At 71.5% G+C, this 16,491-nt stretch carries 8 protein-coding genes; 3 read left to right on the plus strand and 5 right to left on the minus strand.

What is annotated here, in order from left to right:
* Positions 1-5 precede the first annotated feature (5 nt).
* Together CAP_RS56055 and CAP_RS17895 are read right to left on the minus strand one after the other, a co-directional pair.
* Positions 6-593 carry a FliH/SctL family protein gene (locus CAP_RS56055; protein WP_231511545.1) on the minus strand — a complete coding sequence of 196 codons (588 nt, stop codon included), beginning with the start codon at positions 591-593 and terminating at the stop codon, positions 6-8.
* 167 nt (positions 594-760) lie between these two features.
* Positions 761-1,894, minus strand: a complete 1,134-nt coding sequence (locus CAP_RS17895) for an AAA family ATPase (protein ID WP_044242536.1) — start codon at positions 1,892-1,894, stop codon at positions 761-763.
* Between the two features lie 147 nt (positions 1,895-2,041).
* Between CAP_RS17895 and CAP_RS17900 the strand changes: the two genes are divergently transcribed.
* Together CAP_RS17900 and pbpC are read left to right on the plus strand one after the other, a co-directional pair.
* Positions 2,042-7,912, plus strand: a complete 5,871-nt coding sequence (locus CAP_RS17900; RefSeq protein ID WP_044242537.1) for an Ig-like domain-containing alpha-2-macroglobulin family protein — start codon at positions 2,042-2,044, stop codon at positions 7,910-7,912.
* Positions 7,913-7,963: 51 nt separating this feature from the next.
* The gene (gene pbpC, locus CAP_RS17905) at positions 7,964-10,522 is read left to right on the plus strand and encodes a penicillin-binding protein 1C (protein ID WP_052375451.1); all 2,559 of its coding nucleotides are present in this window, start codon (positions 7,964-7,966) and stop codon (positions 10,520-10,522) included.
* Between the two features lie 10 nt (positions 10,523-10,532).
* Here pbpC and CAP_RS17910 read toward each other — a convergent pair whose 3' ends face one another.
* Together CAP_RS17910 and CAP_RS17915 are read right to left on the minus strand one after the other, a co-directional pair.
* On the minus strand, positions 10,533-11,801 hold the full coding sequence (locus tag CAP_RS17910) for a DUF1501 domain-containing protein (protein WP_044242538.1): 1,269 nt from the start codon (positions 11,799-11,801) through the stop codon (positions 10,533-10,535).
* Positions 11,802-11,812: 11 nt separating this feature from the next.
* A complete protein-coding gene (locus CAP_RS17915) occupies positions 11,813-14,149 on the minus strand; it encodes a DUF1588 domain-containing protein (protein WP_156040903.1) in 2,337 nt (778 codons plus the stop codon).
* A 410-nt stretch (positions 14,150-14,559) separates the two neighbouring features.
* Here CAP_RS17915 and CAP_RS17920 point away from each other — a divergent pair, with 410 nt between their 5' ends.
* Positions 14,560-15,858, plus strand: coding sequence for an FHA and sigma-54 interaction domain-containing protein (locus CAP_RS17920; protein ID WP_044242641.1), 1,299 nt, complete (start codon positions 14,560-14,562; stop codon positions 15,856-15,858).
* Between the two features lie 94 nt (positions 15,859-15,952).
* Here the strand turns inward: CAP_RS17920 and CAP_RS52370 are convergent, their stop codons facing one another.
* Entirely contained in the window at positions 15,953-16,465 is a 513-nt protein-coding gene (locus CAP_RS52370; protein WP_197041231.1) for a hypothetical protein, read from the minus strand.
* Positions 16,466-16,491: the final 26 nt, after the last annotated feature.

The following is a 16,491-nucleotide window of genomic DNA, read 5'->3' on the forward strand; positions in this document are numbered from 1 at the left end:
CGCCTTCAGCGCGCCTTCGGGGAGATCTGATCCGAGGTGAGGATGTCGAGGTCGGCGTCGTCGCAGTCGGCGAAGAGGTCGTCGACGCGGAGCGCGCGCTCCTGACCACGTTCCAGCCCACGCTCCAGCCCACGCTCCAGCCCACGCTCCAGCCCACGCTCCAGCCCACGCTCCAGCCCACGCTCCAGCCCACGCTCCAGCCCACGCTCCGAGGGGCCCTGGTGCGGGGAGGACAGCCGCGACAGCGTCTCGGTGCGGATCGCCTCGGCCTCGCGCTGCTGGAGCGTGCGCAGGCGCTGGAAGGCGTCGGCGATGTCGTGCTCCAGCGTGGGACTGGCGTAGGGGCTGTCGCGCAGGCTGGCGAGGCGCCCGAGCTCGTCGTAGTGCTGGTCGATCGCGCTCGGAGGCGGGGCGTCGCTCCCCGAGACGGAGCGCGGGGGGATGGAGGATGCGGAGCGGCAGGGGGAGCGCTCCTCGGTGCGCGCCATGAAGAAGACACGCTCCAGGATCTCGGGGAGGGCGGGCCAGGCGGCGGAGCGATGAAGGTCCATGCGGTAGACCATGGTGGCTGTCGTCGGCGGCTCGTCGCGCATCCTGTCCTCCATGTTCGTTGCACCTCCTTCGATGACCGACCCCAGGCGGTGGGTAGCGGCCTGCGCACCCTGAAATGCACGGAAGCGGCATCTCGTACGTCCCGCAGGTCGGGCGCGTCGGGAGAGGCGCGGCGTCGGGTCAGGAGCACCTGCAGGCGAGAGGAGGATCAGGAGGAGGATTCGTCCAGGCGGAACACGTTGCAGGGCTCGACCGAGGCCACGACGAAGGGGGAGTGGGTGGTGGCGATGAGCTGCAGGCGCGGGAAGAGGGCGCGCAGGCCGGAGATGACGGTCTCCTGCCAGCGGGGATGGAGGTGGGCCTCGATCTCGTCGACGAGGCACACGGCCTCCTGCTGGAAGATGTCGGTGGGCTTCGAGGCCGCGAGGCTTCCGCGGAGGAGCAGCTCGGCGACGATGAGGAACACGCTGGCGAAGCCCTGGGAGAGATCGTCGAGCGGGACCGTGCCGTGCGGGGTGCGGAAGAGAATACGGAAATCGTCGTCGATGCCCTCGAAGGTGTAGGGCGCGAGCAGCTTGTCGAGGCCGGTCTGGAGCGCGGACCAGAGGGGCGCGCTCACGCCGCGGTCGGCCCTGGCACGGGCGCGGAGGAAGTCGAGGTTCACGATCCACTGGGCGAGATCGCGGGCGCGGGAGGCGAGCGCGTCGGGGGTGCCGCTCAGCGGGCGGAGCGCGTGCGCGGCGCGATGGGTGAGGACGCCGTCGCGGCGCGGGCCCGGGATCTGGGTGGAGGTCATCACCCGGTGGGAGCCGAAGGCCATGATCAGGCCGGCGCTCCCGCTGCTGGCGAGCACGGCGTCGCGCCACCGCACAGCGCCGGGGGCGACGTCGACGAGGTGGAAGCCCTGGCCGAGGGTGCGCTCGACCTGGCGCGCAGGGTCGGCCCTCCAGAGCAGCTCCTGCATGGGGTCGTGGTCGACGATGAAGTGGCGGCGGGGGTCGTCCTGCCGGATCTGGACCGCCACGGGCACGCGGGTGAGCATGCCTTGCAGGTCGAGGGTGGTGCGGGTGCCGTCGTCCAGGGTGTCCTGGAGGTGCACGGACATGGTGGCGGCGAGTTCGCCGTGGCGGATGTCGGAGAGGTCGAAGGCGCCGCCGTCGTAAGTGCCGACGAGGTGCGTGAAGAAGCGCGCCAGGGCCCGGAGGAGCGCAGACTTGCCGGAGCCGTTGGGGCCCACGAGCAAGGCCACGTCGAGCGGCCTGTCGCCGCTCGGGTGCATCAGATCGAAGGTCGCTTTCCGGAAGCAGCGCAGGTTCCCCAGCTCGATCCGGGTGAGCTTCATGAGGAGGGAATGCTAGCGGAAAGCCTCCTGGGGGGGCCGCTTTCCCGCCGTGAAAAGGGAGGAGGGGGCTCGCCGCGCGCGGTGAAGGGAGGGAGAATCCCGATCCGCCGCTTGCGTCCGACGGGCCAACATTCTTGACTCGCGGGCATGCGCTTCGGTCTTCGCGCCCCGGCTCTCCGCGCGGCGCCGCTCGGTCTCGTCGTCCTCTCCTTCGGCCTCGCGTGCGTGCAGGGCGCGCGGGCGCCCCAGGTGCCCACGCGCGGGACGCTCGCGCCGGGAGGGGAAGCGCTCGCCGCGGCGCCGACGGGGCCGGTGAAGGTGGTGTTCGCGACCCCGAACGGGGCGACGCAGGAGTCCGCGGAGATCAGCCTGGTCTTCGACCGGCCGATGCGGCCGCTGGATCTGGCGGGCGCGGAGGCCGCGGCGCCAGTGACGCTGACGCCGGCGGTGCCCGGGCGATGGATGTGGGTGGGGACGAGCGCCGTCTCCTTCGTGCCTGACCAGGGGCTGCCGCGCGCGACCGAGATGCGGGTGGAGGTGCCGGCCGGGACGAAGGCGCTCGACGGGACGGCGCTCGCGGAGCCCTTCGTGATCCGCTTCAGCACCGCGCGGCCGCGGCTGGTGAGCACCGAGCCGTACGAGGGCGCGGAGCTGCAGCGGGACGCGAAGTTCGAGCTGCGCTTCAACCAGCCCATCGCCGACGCGGCGATCCAGAAGCACGTGGGGCTCTTCGTGGGCGGCGTGGGCGGCGTGGGCGGCGCGGGCGGCAAGGAAACTCGGGTGCCGTTCACGCTGCGGCGCCCCGACAAGGACAACGCGATGCTCGCGGAGATCACGCCAGAGGCGCCGCTGCCGCTCGACAGCCAGATCGTGCTCACGGTGGACAAGGAGCTGCGCGGGACGGAGGGGCCGCTCGTCGCCGGCAAGGCGCTGCGCCACACCTTCCACACCTACGGGCCGCTCCGGGTCGAGAAGGTCGACTGCGACGACGACACGCCGCACGAGCGGTGCGCGGCGGACGGGGGGCTCTCCCTGGACTTCTCGAACCGGGTGCGCTTCGGGGACGCGAAGCAGGCCATCACCGTGGACTCGGGGGTGAAGATCCGGTGGCCGGACTGGTACAACGACGATGACTTCGTGCGCAGCCTGCAGGTCTACGGGCGCTTCGTGCCGGGATCGACGGTGCGCCTGAAGGTGGCCGCGGGGCTCAAGGACGAGTTCGGGCAGGCGCTCGGCGCGGCGTTCACGCGGGAGATGCGCTTCGACGACCGGTGGCCCGAGGCGCAGATCGGCGTGGTGGGGAGCGTGTTCGAGCCGGGGACGGCGCGCGAGGTGCCGATCGTCTCGATGAACGTCAAGTCGCTGGAGGTGGCGACGGGGGCGCTGACGGAGGAGGCGATCCTGGCGCTGGAGGCCGACGAGAACGCGCCGGGGAGGAGCCCGCGGATGGCGGAGATCGCGGCGCTGCCCGGAGGCAAGCGCGTCGAGGTGAAGCCCGCGGCGGCGGTGAACAAGCCGGCGACGCACCCGGTGCGCACCGAGGAGGTGCTGGGCGGCAAGGATCGGCGGGGGCCGCTGGCGATCGGGATCACGTACGCCTCGCGGCCAGGGCGCGGGGCGGCGCAGCTCGAGTCGGACGTGAAGATCCTCCAGGTGACGGATCTCGGGGTGAGCGCGAAGGTGTCGCCGTACGGGACGCTCGTGTGGGTGACGCGGCTCTCGGACGCGGCGCCGGTACCGAGCGCGGAGGTGTCGATCCGGAGGCCAGGAGCGCCGCCGGCCACGGTGCGCACGGACGCGGCGGGCTTCGCGACCATCGCGGCGAGCGCGTGGACGCCGGAGCCGCAACGCGCGGAGCGCTCGGTGCTCTTCGTGCGCGCGGGCAATGACTGGATGTACCAGCGTGTGGACGACATGCTGAACGGCTGGCGCTACGGCGGGCCGTCGTACGACTTCGGGAGTGATCGGCCGCTCGGGATCGTGTTCTCGGACCGGGGGATCTACCGGCCGGGGGACACGGTGAAGGTGAAGGGGATCTTCCGCGAGGAGGCGGGGCGGGGGACGCGCACGCCGGCGGGGAAGAGGGTGCGGTTCTCGCTGGAGTCGCCGGAGGGGGAGGCGCTGCTCACGCAGGAGGTGGCGCTGAACGCGTTCGGTACCTTCTCGCTCGACGCGAAGATCCCGGCGACGGGGCAGCTCGGGACCTACAGCCTGAACGCGAAGGTGGACGGGGATCCGGTGAGCTACAACCAGACCTCGGCGACGGTGGAGGTCGCGGAGTACCGGCCCGTGGAGATCAAGGCGACGGTGGAGCCGGATCGCCCGAGCTACGTGCGCGGGGACAAGGCGACGTTCGTGGCGCGGGGGGACTACCTGTTCGGCGCGCCGATGAGTGGGGCCGACGCGCGGCTCGGGGTGACGCGCGCGGAGGCGTCGTTCACGCCGCCGGGGCTCGACGGGTTCGTGGTCGACGAGGGCGCGTTCACGGCGGACCTGGCAGACCGGGCGCCGCGCGGCAGCGAGGTGGAGAGCGCCCGGGCGAAGCTCGACACGCGCGGGGAGACGAAGCTCACCGCGTCGCTCGCGCTGCCGGGGCAGCGGGGGACCGAGTCCGTCACCTGCGAGGCGGAGGTGACCGATGTGTCGCGGCAGTCAGTGGCGTCGAGCACGACGGCGCTGGTGCACCCGGCAGAGTTCTACGTGGCGCTGAAGGAGGGGCCCTTGTTCGTGAAGGCCGGCGACACCGTGCAGCCGGAGATCCTGGCGGTGAGCCCGGAGGGGAAGCGGGTCGACCGGGTGCCGGTGAAGGTGGAGCTCGTGCAGCGGACGTGGACCGTGGCGCGGCAGGTGAGCGGCGGCGGTTACCGCGGGGTGTACGCGCCCGTGGACAAGGTGGTGGGGAGCTGCCGGGTGACGACGGCCCAGGCGACACAGGGCTGCGGCCTCACCGTGCCGGCGGCGGGGTACTTCCTCGTGCACGCGACGGCGGTGGACCGGCGGGGTAACCCGGTGGGCACTGCAGCGCCGCTCTACGCGACGGGCGAGGGCGCGGTGGGGTGGGGAGACAGCGATCGGCTGCGGGTGGAGCTTCAGCCCGATCGGGAGAGCTACGAGGTGGGCCAGACGGCGCGGGTGCTGGTGAAGTCACCGTTCGCGTCGGTGGACGCGCTGGTCACGGTGGAGCGCGCCGGGGTGTACACGCGGGAGCGGGTGACGCTGAAGGGCGCGGCGCCCGTGCTGTCGATCCCGATCACCGAGGACATGCGCCCGAACGCGTTCGTGTCGGTGCTGCTCCTGCGGGGGCGCACGGGGGCCGCGGCCGATCCGAAGGGGACCGGCGTGAAGGGCAAGAGCGCGGGGGCGAGCAAGGGCGGGAAGGGCGGCGTCGACGTGCGGGACGTTGGGGGGCCGACGTTCCGGCTGGGATACGCGCAGCTCGAGGTGAGCCCGGCGTCGCGGCGGCTCGACGTCGCGGTGCGCCCTGACAAGCCGGAGTACCGGCCAGGTGCGCCGATCGCGGTGGACGTGCAGGTGCGCGACGCGGCGGGGAAGCCTGCGCGCGCGGAGGTGACGCTGTACGCGGTGGACGAGGGGGTGCTCTCGCTGATCGGCTACGAGGTGCCGGATCCGCTCGAGGTGTTCGCGTCGCCGCGGCGGCTCAAGGTGGGGACGCTGGAGTCGCGCCGGGGGATGGGGCGGGTGCGCAACCCGTTCACCGATCTCGGGGAGGACAAGGGGCTGTACGGCGGCGCGGGCGCGGGGCCGGGGCTCGGGGTGCGCCGCGATTTCAGGCCGAGCGCGTACTACAACCCGTCGCTCGTGACCGACGCGCAGGGCAAGGCGCGCGTGACGTTCACGCTGCCCGATTCGCTGACGACGTACCGGATCATGGCGGTGGTCGCGGGGGAGGACGACCGGTTCGGCTACGAGGAGGAGCGGGTGGTGACGAGCCGACCGCTGATGGCGCGGCCAGCGCTGCCGCGGTTCCTGCGCGCCGGCGACAGGATGGCGGCGGGGGTGGTGCTGACCTCGAAGGGGCTGCCGCGGACCGAGGTGGAGGTGACGCTCGCGGTGGAGGGGCTGACGCTGCGCGGCGAGGCGAAGCAGCGGCTGACGCTGGAGCCGGGAGTGTCGCGGGAGGTGCCGTTCGCGCTGGAGGCGTCGTCGGTGGGGACGGCGAAGCTCCGGTTCCAGGTGCGCGGCGGCGGCGCGGACGACGCGGTGGAGGTGACGCGGGACGTGAAGGCGCCGGTGTCGCCGGAGGCGGTGGCGCTCTACGGGGACACCACGACGGCGAGCGCGGAGAAGCTCGGGGATCTGTCGGCGCTGCGCCCGGACGTGGGGGGCCTCGCGGTGAGCCTGTCATCGACGGCGCTGGTGGGGCTGGAGTCGGGGATGGAGCAGCTCCTGGAGTACCCGTACGGGTGCACGGAGCAGCTCGTGAGCCGCCTCGTGCCGCTCCTGCCGCTCGGGGAGCTTGCGCGGGACTTCCGGCTGGAGCTGCCGAAGAACGTGGATGCGCTGGCCAGCAAGACGGTGGCGGCGATCGTGGCGAACCAGCGCGGGGACGGGGGCTTCGGGCTGTGGGCGGACTCGCCGCTGCCGAACGACTGGGTGACCGCCTACGCGATGTGGGGGCTCGGCGAGGCGAAGCGGCACAAGGTGGCGGTGCCGGCCTCGGTGATGGAGCTGGGGACGCACGCGCTGCGCCGGGCGCTAGAGCAGCCGCTGCAGGGGGAGTACGCGCAGCGGCGGCTGGCCGTGGTGCCGTTCATGCTCGACGTGCTGGCGGGCCTGGGGGCGCCGGATCCGGGGCGGGCATCGAGGGCCTTCGAGGAGCGGGCGGAGATGCCGCTGTTCTCGAAGGCGCTGCTCCTGCACGCGCTGGTGCTCGGCAAGGGAGACAAGGCGCAGATCGACGCGCTGGTGACCGAGCTGGAGGGCGCGATCCGGATCGACGGGGCGGTGGCGCGGGCGGTGGTGAACACCGGCAGTGCGTACGCGCCGCTGATGGACTCGGAGGTGCGGACGAGCGCGCTGGTTCTGCGGGGGCTGCTCGCGGCGCGGCCGTCGCATGCGCTCGGGGCGCGCCTCGCGGCGGGGCTGCTCGCGGCGCGCAAGGGGGGGACGTGGCGGAGCACGCAGGAAGCGGCGTGGTCGCTGCTCGCGCTCGATCAGTACCGCAAGGCGCAGGAGAAGACGGCGCCGGACTTCGACGCGCGGGTGTTCCTGGGCGAGGCGGAGATCTTCTCGGCGCCGTTCCACGGGCGCGACGTGCGCCAGGCGCGGGTGTCGATCCCGGCGTCGCAGCTCACCCGCGCGGGTGGGGCGCCGCTCGCGTTCTCGGCGGACGGCGAGGGGCGGCTCTTCTACCAGGCGCGGCTGCGGTACGCGCGGAAGGAGCTGCCGACGAAGCCGCTGGAGCGGGGGTTCTTCGTGCAGAAGACGCTGCGCGCGGTGCTGCCCGAGGAGCTGCCGCGGGCGCTCGCGGGCGCGGCGCAGGGCAGCGCGCGGCAGTTCAAGGGCGGGGACCTGGTGCTCGGGGAGGTGGTGGTGGTGACGCCGTCGCCGCGCGACTTCGTGGTCATCGACGATCCGCTGCCCGCGGGGTTCGAGGCCGTGGACGCGCGGCTCGCGACGACGGCGGGGAGCCTGGACGTGGACCGGGTGGAGATGATGGCCGAGGAGGACACCGACGAGGAGGAGGGGGACGAGGAGGACGCCCGGGCGATGCGCAAGCGGTTCGGGAGGAACGAGTTCATCCGCGAGATCCGGGACGATCGGGTGCTGTTCTTCGTCGATCACCTGCCGGCGGGGATGTACCGCTACCGCTACCTGGCGCGGGCGACGACGCTCGGGCGCTTCGTGCTGCCGCCGACGCGGGCGGAGGAGATGTACCAGCCCGAGGTGCTCGGTCGGACCGCGGCGGAGGGCATCGAGATCGTGCCGCAGGACGCGCGCGGCGGCGCTCCGGACGTGCGCACGTCCCCACAGGCTGCGCCGGCCGCGCCGCGGTGAGGCGGCGATGAGCGAACGATGAGCGAACGATGAGCGAACGATGAGGCGGTGATGGGCCGGCTGACCCGGGTGGGCGCAGTGCTCTCCAGGACCCTCTCCGCGTGGTGGGCGCGTGGTGGGCGGCGCGCGCTCAAGATCGCGGGGGCCGTCCTCGTTCTGCCGTGGGTGCTGCTCGTGGTGCTGGCGGTGTTCACGCCGCTGCCGCCGGAGCTCGTGCGAGGGCCGGAGAGCGGCGAGGTGTCGGTGGTGATCCGCGATCGCCACGGGGTGATGCTGCGGGAGCTGCGGGCGGGGGACGGGACGCGGGCGCGGTGGGTGCCGCTGGCGGCGATGGGGGAGCGCATCCAGCGGGCGCTGCTCGCGGCGGAGGACCGGCGGTTCGCGTGGCACCCGGGGGTAGATCCGGCGGCAGTGCTGCGGGCGTTCGGGCAGCTCTGCGTGGAGGGGCGGGTGGTGTCGGGCGCGTCGACGCTGACCCAGCAGCTCGCGCGCACGGTGCGGCCGCGGCCGCGCTCGGTGGTGGGCAAGATCGGGGAGATGGCGCTGGCGCTGCGGATCGAGGCGTCGCTGTCGAAGCGGGAGATCCTCGAGCAGTACCTGAACCGGGTGGTGTTCGGGCCAGGCGTGCGGGGGGTGGAGGCGGCGAGCCGGTTCACGTTCGACAAGGGGACGGCGGAGCTGTCGCTGGCCGAGGCCGCAGCGCTCGCGGCGATGCCGCGGGGGCCCGTGCTCTACGATCCGCAGCGGGGAACGGAGCGGTTGCTCCGGCGGCGGGACCGGATCCTCAGGCGGATGCTGGACGGGGGGCTCGCGTCGGAGGCGGAGGTGGCAGGTGCTCTCGCGGAGCCGCTGCGGGTCGCGGGGCGGGGCGGGGGGCTCGGGGCGCCGCACCTCGTGGAAGCCGTGCTCTCGGGCGCGGCAGACCGGAGGGCAGGGGCGCTGCGGGGCAAGGTCAGCGAGGTGACGCTGACCCTCGATCGAGGGCTGCAGCGCGAGGTGGAGGTGCTGACGCAGGAGGCGGTGAGGTCACTCGGATCGCGGGCGGTGACGGCGGCAGCGGTGGTGGTGCTGGAGAACGCGACGGGGGAGATCCTGGCGTACGTGGGGGCGCCGGATGCGGAGGATGAGGCGCGGCTCGGTCACAACGACGGGGTGCTCGCGCTGCGGCAGCCAGGGTCGGCGCTGAAGCCGTTCGTGTACGGGCTGGCGATGGAGCGGCTCGGGTACACGGCGGCGACGGTGCTGCCCGACGTGGCGCTGGAGCTGCCGCTCGCGGAGGGGAGCTACGCGCCGCGGAACTATGACGGGCGCTTCCACGGGCCGGTGCGGCTGCGGGAGGCGCTGGCGAACTCGTACAACGTGCCGGCGGTGTGGGCGGCGGCGGCGCTCGGGCCGGAGCGGGTGCTGGAGCGGCTGCGGGCGCTGGGGTTTCTGACGCTGGACCGGGAGGCGACGCACTACGGGGTGGCGATCGCGCTGGGAGACGGGGAGGTGCGGCTCCTGGACCTGGCGGCAGCGTACGCGGTGCTGGCGCGGGGAGGGACGTACCTGCCGCCGCGGGCAGTGCGGGAGGCGCGGGACAGGCAAGGGGCTGCGCTGGTGCTGGGCGAGGGGGACGGGGGAGCAGCGAAGGGGACGGCGACGGCAGGAGAGGGGACGGCGACGGCAGGAGAGGGGACGGCGGCGGCAGGTGTGCGAGGGAAGCCGGTGCGCGTGCTCGACGCGGTGCGGGCGCGGATCGTGACGGACATCCTCGCGGATCCGCAGGCGCGCCTGGGGGCGTTTGGCGAGGAGAACGTGCTGGAGCTGCCGTTCGCGGCGGCGGTGAAGACGGGGACCTCGAAGGGGTTCCGGGACAACGTGGCGGTCGGGTACACGCCCGAGGTGACGGTGGCGGTGTGGGTCGGCAACTTCGACGGGTCGCCGATGGTGGGGGTCAGCGGGGTGACGGGGGCCGGGCCGCTGCTGCACGGGGCGATGGTGGCAGCAGCGCGGCTCCGGCCGCCGCACGCGTTCGAGCCGGTGGATCCGGCGGCGATCGTGGAGGTGGAGATCTGCAGCCTGTCGGGGAAGCGGCCGACGGCCGTGTGTCCGCACCGGCGCGGGGAGCTTCTGCCGCGCGAGGAGGTGGAGGCGCTGGGGTCGTGCGATATGCACGAGGAGGTGCTGATCGATCGGCAGACGGGGCTGCGCGCGGGGCCGCTGTGCCGGGGGGACGCGGTGGAGGCGCGGGTGATGGAGCGGTACGAGGCGCGGCTCGCGGGCTGGGCGAGGGCGGCGGGGAGGCCGGTCGCGCCGGAGGAGATGTCGCCGCGGTGCGGGGAGGAGGCGGCGCAGGAAGGGGCGCGGCGCGAGGCGATGGGGGTGGTGTTCCCGGTGGAGGGGGCGCGGTTCGTGATGGATGCGTCGGTGGCGTCGGTGCAGGCGATCCGGCTGCGCGCGTCGGTGCCGCGGGGGGCGCGCAGGCCGCGGTTCGTGGTGGATGGGCAGGTGCTCGCGGCGCCGGAGGGTTGGGCCGACTATGCGCTCAAGCCCGGCGCGCACCGGGTCCGCGCAGAGGCGGAGGGTGCACGGCCGAGCGAGGAGGTGGGGTTCTCGGTGGAGGAGTGAAGCGCCGCGCTCAACCGAAGATCGGGAGATCTTCCTTGGTGTCGAGGAGCGCGAACTCGCCGACGATCTCGGAGGTGTCGATGCCACCGAGCTTGCGGAGCGCCTTGTGGACGTGCCCCGGGGTGAGGCGCACGCCGCCGCTCTCGACGGGGGCGAGCGTCGTCGGGTCGACGTTGATCGCGGCGTGGCGATCGGTGGTGGAGCCGATGACGCGGTTCCCCTGGATGTTGGGGCCCATCATCATCATGCTGGTGATGTTCCAGTGGTCCTTGCCGTTGCCGCTGTTGTAGCCAGGGGTGCGGCCGAAGTCGGAGCCGATGACCACGTAGATCTTGTCGGCGACGCCCTGCTCCTCGGCGAACTCCATGAGCTGGTTCACGCCGGTCCAGATCCTGGAGAGCGACGGGAAGTGGTTCTGGTCGTGCTGGCCGTGGGTGTCGAAGCCGCCCGTGGACAGGTTCGCGGAGACGCAGATCCCGGCCTTGTAGGCGGCGATCGCCACCTGGGCCTGGCGCGCGATGCCGTTGTCGTAGAAGTCCTCGGGCAGGTACTGGATGAGCTGCTTCAGCTCGTTCTGGCCGAGGCGCGAGGTGTACAGGGTGCTCATCGACTGGCGCAGGCGGGGCAGGTGCTGCTGGCTGAGCTTCACCTGATGCCGCTCGTCGCGCGCCGTGGCGATGCGCTGCATCGTCGCGTCGGTGTGGAAGAGCCGCGTGTTCTCGTCGCCCGGGTTGATGCGGTTCGGATACGCGATCCGGCCGAGCGTGCCGGTGTCGGGCACGCGGGTGAGCGACACGACGTTGCCCGTGTAGTCGTAGCCGCCGTTCGAGATGAACGCCATGGCCTGGGTCGGCGCGTAGACGCCGGCGAGCAGGGCGGCGAGCGAGGGGCGGCCTTCGCTGAGGGTGCCGCACCAGGTGGTGCGGACGCCGGCTTCGTGGCTGTTCGTGCCGGTGTCGATGCCGTTGACGACGAGGAGCTTGTCCCTCCACTTCGGGAAGAACGTCTCGTTGTCGGCGACGGGGGCGTACTTGATGTTGCCCGCGTCATCGCGGATGTCCGCCTGGAGGTAGTTGTTCATGCGGTCGGGGGAGTCGAGGTTCGTCGTCCCCTTGGGGTCGCAGAAGCTCGTGGGATCCCAGCCGCCGCTCGCGTGGATGAACAACCAGAGCGGGCCGCTGTAGGGATCGGCAGCCTTGGCCTGACCAGAGAACTGGCCGCCCACGGCGACGCCGAGGCCAGCCGTCGATGCCAACTTGAGAAAATCTCGACGATCCATGGCTGCTCCTGTCACTGGTAAAGGAAGCGGTAGTCCGACAGCATGTAGGTCATCACGGCCATCCAGGCACGGATCGTGTACGTCTCGTCGCCGTTGATGCGCATCTCTTCGGGGAGCGGCTTGGAGGTCCAGAACTCCTCGTTAACGTGGCAATCACCGGGCAGATCCCGCGAGATGCGCTCGGGATCGTCCTCGGCCTTGGCCATGCCCTTCACGCCTTCCTGCCAGGTGGCGAGGAAGAGCTGGTAGGTGCGCTCGATCTCGGGGTGGCTGATGTCCAGGCTCTCACCGAGGACGCGCTTGTGCAGGTACTGGATGTTCTGCTTGATGGCGTCGATCGCGGGATCCACGTCGAACCCGTTGCGATCCTGGGGCTCGAAGCTCACGTCGACGTTGGGGAAGAGCAGCCGCTCCTCCTGGGGGAGGGAGAAGTCGCGCGGCACGCTCCGGCAGGACATCTCGTTGGCCATGCGGTCGGAGACGTTGGCCATGATGCCGTTCGGCTCGCCGATGCGCTGCAGCACGTCGAGGTGATCGACGCCGCCGTAGAGCAGCTTGTAGCGCTCCGTGCTGAGGAGGTAGTTCGTGCCGAAGCGGCCCTCGCGCCACGGGTAGCCGCTCACCGCCCAGATCTTGCGGTGGAGCTGCTCGGGGGTGAGGAAGCGGGAGCTCGTGAGCTGCGACAGCTCCTGCTGGCGCTCGGGGGTCAGGTCGCCGCCGAAGTTCCGGGCGCGGAAGTACGGGCTCTTGATGAGCGCCTTGAAGACGAGGCGGATGTCGTAGTCGCTGGCGATGAACTCGTCGGCGATCTCGTTGAACATGTAGTACTGCGCGAGGTAGGCCTGGAACTTGTTCTCGAAGTTGTCCTCGCCGGGGGCCGGCGCGAGGAGCTGCTTCTGGCCGGTGACGCCCGTGAGCACGTTGTAGATCTGCGCGAGCGCGAAGCGCGGATCGTAGGCCAGGCGCTGGACACCCCAGACGTTGGCGGTGGGGAAGTCGTCCTGGACCATGGACTGCCCGTTGAAGCCCGGCGGGATCAGGGTCTCGGGCCACTGCCGCTCCGGGTTGTAGTTGCCGACCTGGCCGAACTTCTGGAAGAAGCCCGCGACCGGGTCCACGTTGAAGTGGCACACGGTGCAGTTGATGTTGTTCCGCGTCGGGTTGAAGTCGGCGACGGAGGAGGTGTCGAGCCGCCGCTCGGCGAGCTTGAGGATGTCGGTCCCGAGGAACGCCTGGTAGACCATGCGCGACCGGTGCCGGTTCAGGTTGGTCTCCGAGGTGGGGTGGCGGGCGAGCCACATCTCGGAGCTGATCACGCCGGAGTGGGGGTAGCCCTCGCGCTTCACCTCGACGAACTCGGTGGGGTCCGCCTCGTTCTGGAACTCGGCCTCGATCTGGTAAGCCTTCGCCGAGAAGGGGTTCACCAGCATGTAGTCGGCGGTGAGGATCTCGGTGAAGGGGCGGTCGTTGCGGACCACGTGGGCGACGAGCTCGAGCGGCTCGCGGGCGACACCCTGGACGGTGTAGCGGCGGAGCGTGTTCACGAGGTCGCTCCAGCTCTCGGCGCCGTACTTCTCGATGAGCGCCTCGTCGTACTGGAGGCCGTTGTACCAGCGCGGCTCGTACCCTTCCATGGCGCGGTTCGACTGGATGACGCCCATCGCGTCCTCGCCCATCAGGTAGCGATCGGTGTTGAAGACGTCGCCGTAGATCTCCTTGAGGCGGATGTAGAAGGCCTCCTCGTGGAGGTACTGATCGAGGATGACATCGAGGGCTTCCATGCCGCCCTCGTCGACGGCCTTCTCCTCGGCCTCGGTGGGCAGGCGCCCGAGCAGCTCGAGGGCCGCCATGCGCAGGGTCTCGGGGGCCGACGCGAGCTGCACGCCCTGGAAGAAGGCGGTGGTGTCGGTCTCGCAGGCGGAGGGCTCCTTGTACCGGCGCACCATCTCCGTGAGGATCTCGTACTCCTTGCTGCCCTCCTTGATGACGTTGCCGCCGCCGTGGGAGACCTTCTGGGTCGGCTTGAGCAGGACGAGCGACTCGCCTCCCTGCTCAAGGGTCGCGACCTGCTTGAAGATCTCCATGTTGGCGCTGAGGAAGCCCGCCTCGCTGGAGTTCTTGAGCACGAGGCTGGTGTTGCCTGCGATGCCCTGCGGGTTGTGGCACCCGATGCAGCTCGCGTTGAGCACCTGCGACCAGGTCTGCTCCGCGAAGTACATCTCGTCGGAGACGCAGGCCTCGTCGGCGCTGCTGCCGCTGCAGCCCGACCCCGCGACCGCGCCCATCGTGGCGAGCGTCGCGAGGCCTGCTGCCCCAAGATAGCTATGAAGTCTTCGTCCTCTCGGCATGTCGTCCTCATCGGGCGCCGCGCACGGCGCGCCGGGTGAAGGGATCAACGGGCAAGCTCACACGCGCGTTGCAGGCTCGTGATCGAGAAGCGCAGCCGGCTGCGTGGAGATCCGATCGCGCAGTGCCCTGTCGAGACGCGCGCTGCGCGGCGGTTCGTCAGGGTTGGTCACGTGCACAGCAGGAAGCGTACCGCCCATCGCCGCGTCGTTTCCAGCGGCAAATACGCGGTTCGAGGGGCTGATCACGCCGATGGACCCTGGACCTTTTCATGTCCAGGGGACGCCGCAGCGTCCTGCGCTCGCGCTCGGATCGCCGCTCCACACGCCTGTGAGGTGTGGCGGTGTGAGCTGCGTGCGAGGCGGTCCGAGCAATGTGGTCGCGGCTGGTCGGATCGCGTTACTGTGAGGGCATGAGCGCGTTGAACGACGCGACACGCGCCCGCGCGGTGCAGTGGTTCGTCCGCGGTGGGCAGCTTCTTGTGCCGGGACGGGATCCGCTCCGGATCGGGGTTTCTCCCATCGTGCTCGGCCGAGATCCGAGCTGCGGCGTGGTGCTCGACGATCGCGAAGTGAGCGCCACTCACTGCGAGCTGCGGGCCGAGGGGCCAGGGGTGCTGCTGCGCGATCTGGGCAGCCGGAACGGCACCTTCGTGGGTGGAGTGCGCGTGCGCGAGGGCATCCTCACCGCGCCCTGCTCGATCCACGTGGGGGGCAGCGTGCTCGGGTTCGAGCCGCTGGAGAAGGAGCGGGTGGAGGTCGGGTTCGACGAGGACTTCGGGCCACTCGTGGGGTCGTCGCCGCGGATGCGGCACCTGTTCCGGCTGCTGCGCGAGGTGGCGCCCACCGATCTTTCCATCCTGGTCACTGGAGAGACGGGGACGGGGAAGGAACTCGTGGCGCAGGCGGTCCACGAGCACTCGTCGCGGAGCGCGGGGCCGTTCGTGGTGCTGGACTGTGCGTCCATCCCGGGGCCGCTCGCGGAGAGCTTGCTGTTCGGGCACGAGCGCGGGGCGTTCACGGGGGCGACGGAGCGGCGGAGCGGGGCGTTCCAGGACGCGCACCGGGGGACGATCTTCCTCGACGAGCTGGGGGAGCTGCCGCCCGAGCTTCAGCCGAAGCTTTTGCGGGTGCTCGCCGAGCGGAAGGTGAAGCGGGTCGGGTCGAGCGCCTACGAGCCGGTGGATGTGCGGGTGGTGGCGGCAACGCGGAGAGATCTGGGGCGGTCCATGAACACGGGGGTGTTCAGGAGCGACCTGTTCTTCCGGATCGCGCAGATGCGGATCGAGCTGCCGCCGCTCCGGGATCGGCGCGAGGACATCCCGCCGCTCGTGCAGCGGGTCTGCGAGCGGATCGGACGGCCCGAGCGGACCCCCGACGTGGTGGACCTGATCACGAGCACGCTGGCGCAGCACGATTTCCCGGGCAACGTGCGCGAGCTGGTGAACGTGGCGAGCGTGGCGGCGAGCCTGCCGCGGGGCGCGGAGGCGGTGGCCTCGGTGCTGCCACTCGAGGGAGGCGGCGAGGTGGCGCCCGCCCTGAGTGCGTTCAGCGAGGCGAAGCGGGTGGCCGTGGGGGCCTTCGAGCAGCGGTACTTCAGCGATCTGGTGCGGGCGACGGACGGGAACGTGAGCGAGATGGCGCGCCGCGCCGGGATGGAGCGGCACCACGTGCGCGCGTTCCTGAAGAAGTACGGGCTGTCGGCGCGGTGACCCTCGCGCGAGGGGCGTGACGGCGCCCGGGGATCAGGCGTCGTCAGCGCATCGGAGAGCAGGCGCCATCAGCGCGCCGTCAGGCCCAGGGGAATCAGGCGCCGCCTGCACCACCCGCGCCGCCCGCGCCACCCGCACCACCCGCGCCGCCGCCGCCGCCCGCGCTGGTGGTGGTGGTGGTGCTGGTGACCGTCGGGTTCTCGCAGTCGGAGCAGCCGGCCGTCTCGCCGGGATCGCAGGTGCCGTTGTTGTTGCACTCGGCGAACGGGGGGCAGCTCGGGTGGCTGCCGTAGCAGTCCTCGCAGGTGCAGTCCTCGTCGACCGGGTTCTCGGGGTCGAAGGTGCAGGTGCCGTCGTTGTTGCAGGCGCTGCGGCAGAAGGCGGTGAGCTGGCAGTCGCTGCACTCGCAGGTCTCGGGGAGGTCGCCGTGGGCGTTGCAGTAACCGTCCGCGCTCCCGCCGTTGCACAGGAAGCGCGTGTCGCTGCTGGAGCCGACGCTGACCGTGACGGACGACTCGGCGTTCAAGGCTTCGTCGCTGGAGCAGCCGCCGGAGGCGACCGCGCCGACGAAGAGACACGAAGCGAGCAAAGCTACCCAGGAATGCATGATGGCCGAGCATCTCGCGGCATCCG

This window comes from Chondromyces apiculatus DSM 436, from assembly GCF_000601485.1.
Taxonomy (GTDB): domain Bacteria; phylum Myxococcota_A; class Polyangia; order Polyangiales; family Polyangiaceae; genus Chondromyces; species Chondromyces apiculatus.

Coding starts and splice junctions, on each gene's coding strand:
- CAP_RS17915 (WP_156040903.1), bottom strand. CDS start 14,149: ATGCCGAGAGGACGAAGACTTCATAGCTATCTTGGGGCAGCAGGCCTC.
- CAP_RS56055 (WP_231511545.1), bottom strand. CDS start 593: ATGCGCGACGAGCCGCCGACGACAGCCACCATGGTCTACCGCATGGAC.
- CAP_RS17895 (WP_044242536.1), bottom strand. CDS start 1,894: ATGAAGCTCACCCGGATCGAGCTGGGGAACCTGCGCTGCTTCCGGAAA.
- CAP_RS52370 (WP_197041231.1), bottom strand. CDS start 16,465: ATGCATTCCTGGGTAGCTTTGCTCGCTTCGTGTCTCTTCGTCGGCGCG.
- CAP_RS17910 (WP_044242538.1), bottom strand. CDS start 11,801: ATGGATCGTCGAGATTTTCTCAAGTTGGCATCGACGGCTGGCCTCGGC.
- CAP_RS17900 (WP_044242537.1), top strand. CDS start 2,042: ATGCGCTTCGGTCTTCGCGCCCCGGCTCTCCGCGCGGCGCCGCTCGGT.
- pbpC (WP_052375451.1), top strand. CDS start 7,964: ATGGGCCGGCTGACCCGGGTGGGCGCAGTGCTCTCCAGGACCCTCTCC.
- CAP_RS17920 (WP_044242641.1), top strand. CDS start 14,560: ATGAGCGCGTTGAACGACGCGACACGCGCCCGCGCGGTGCAGTGGTTC.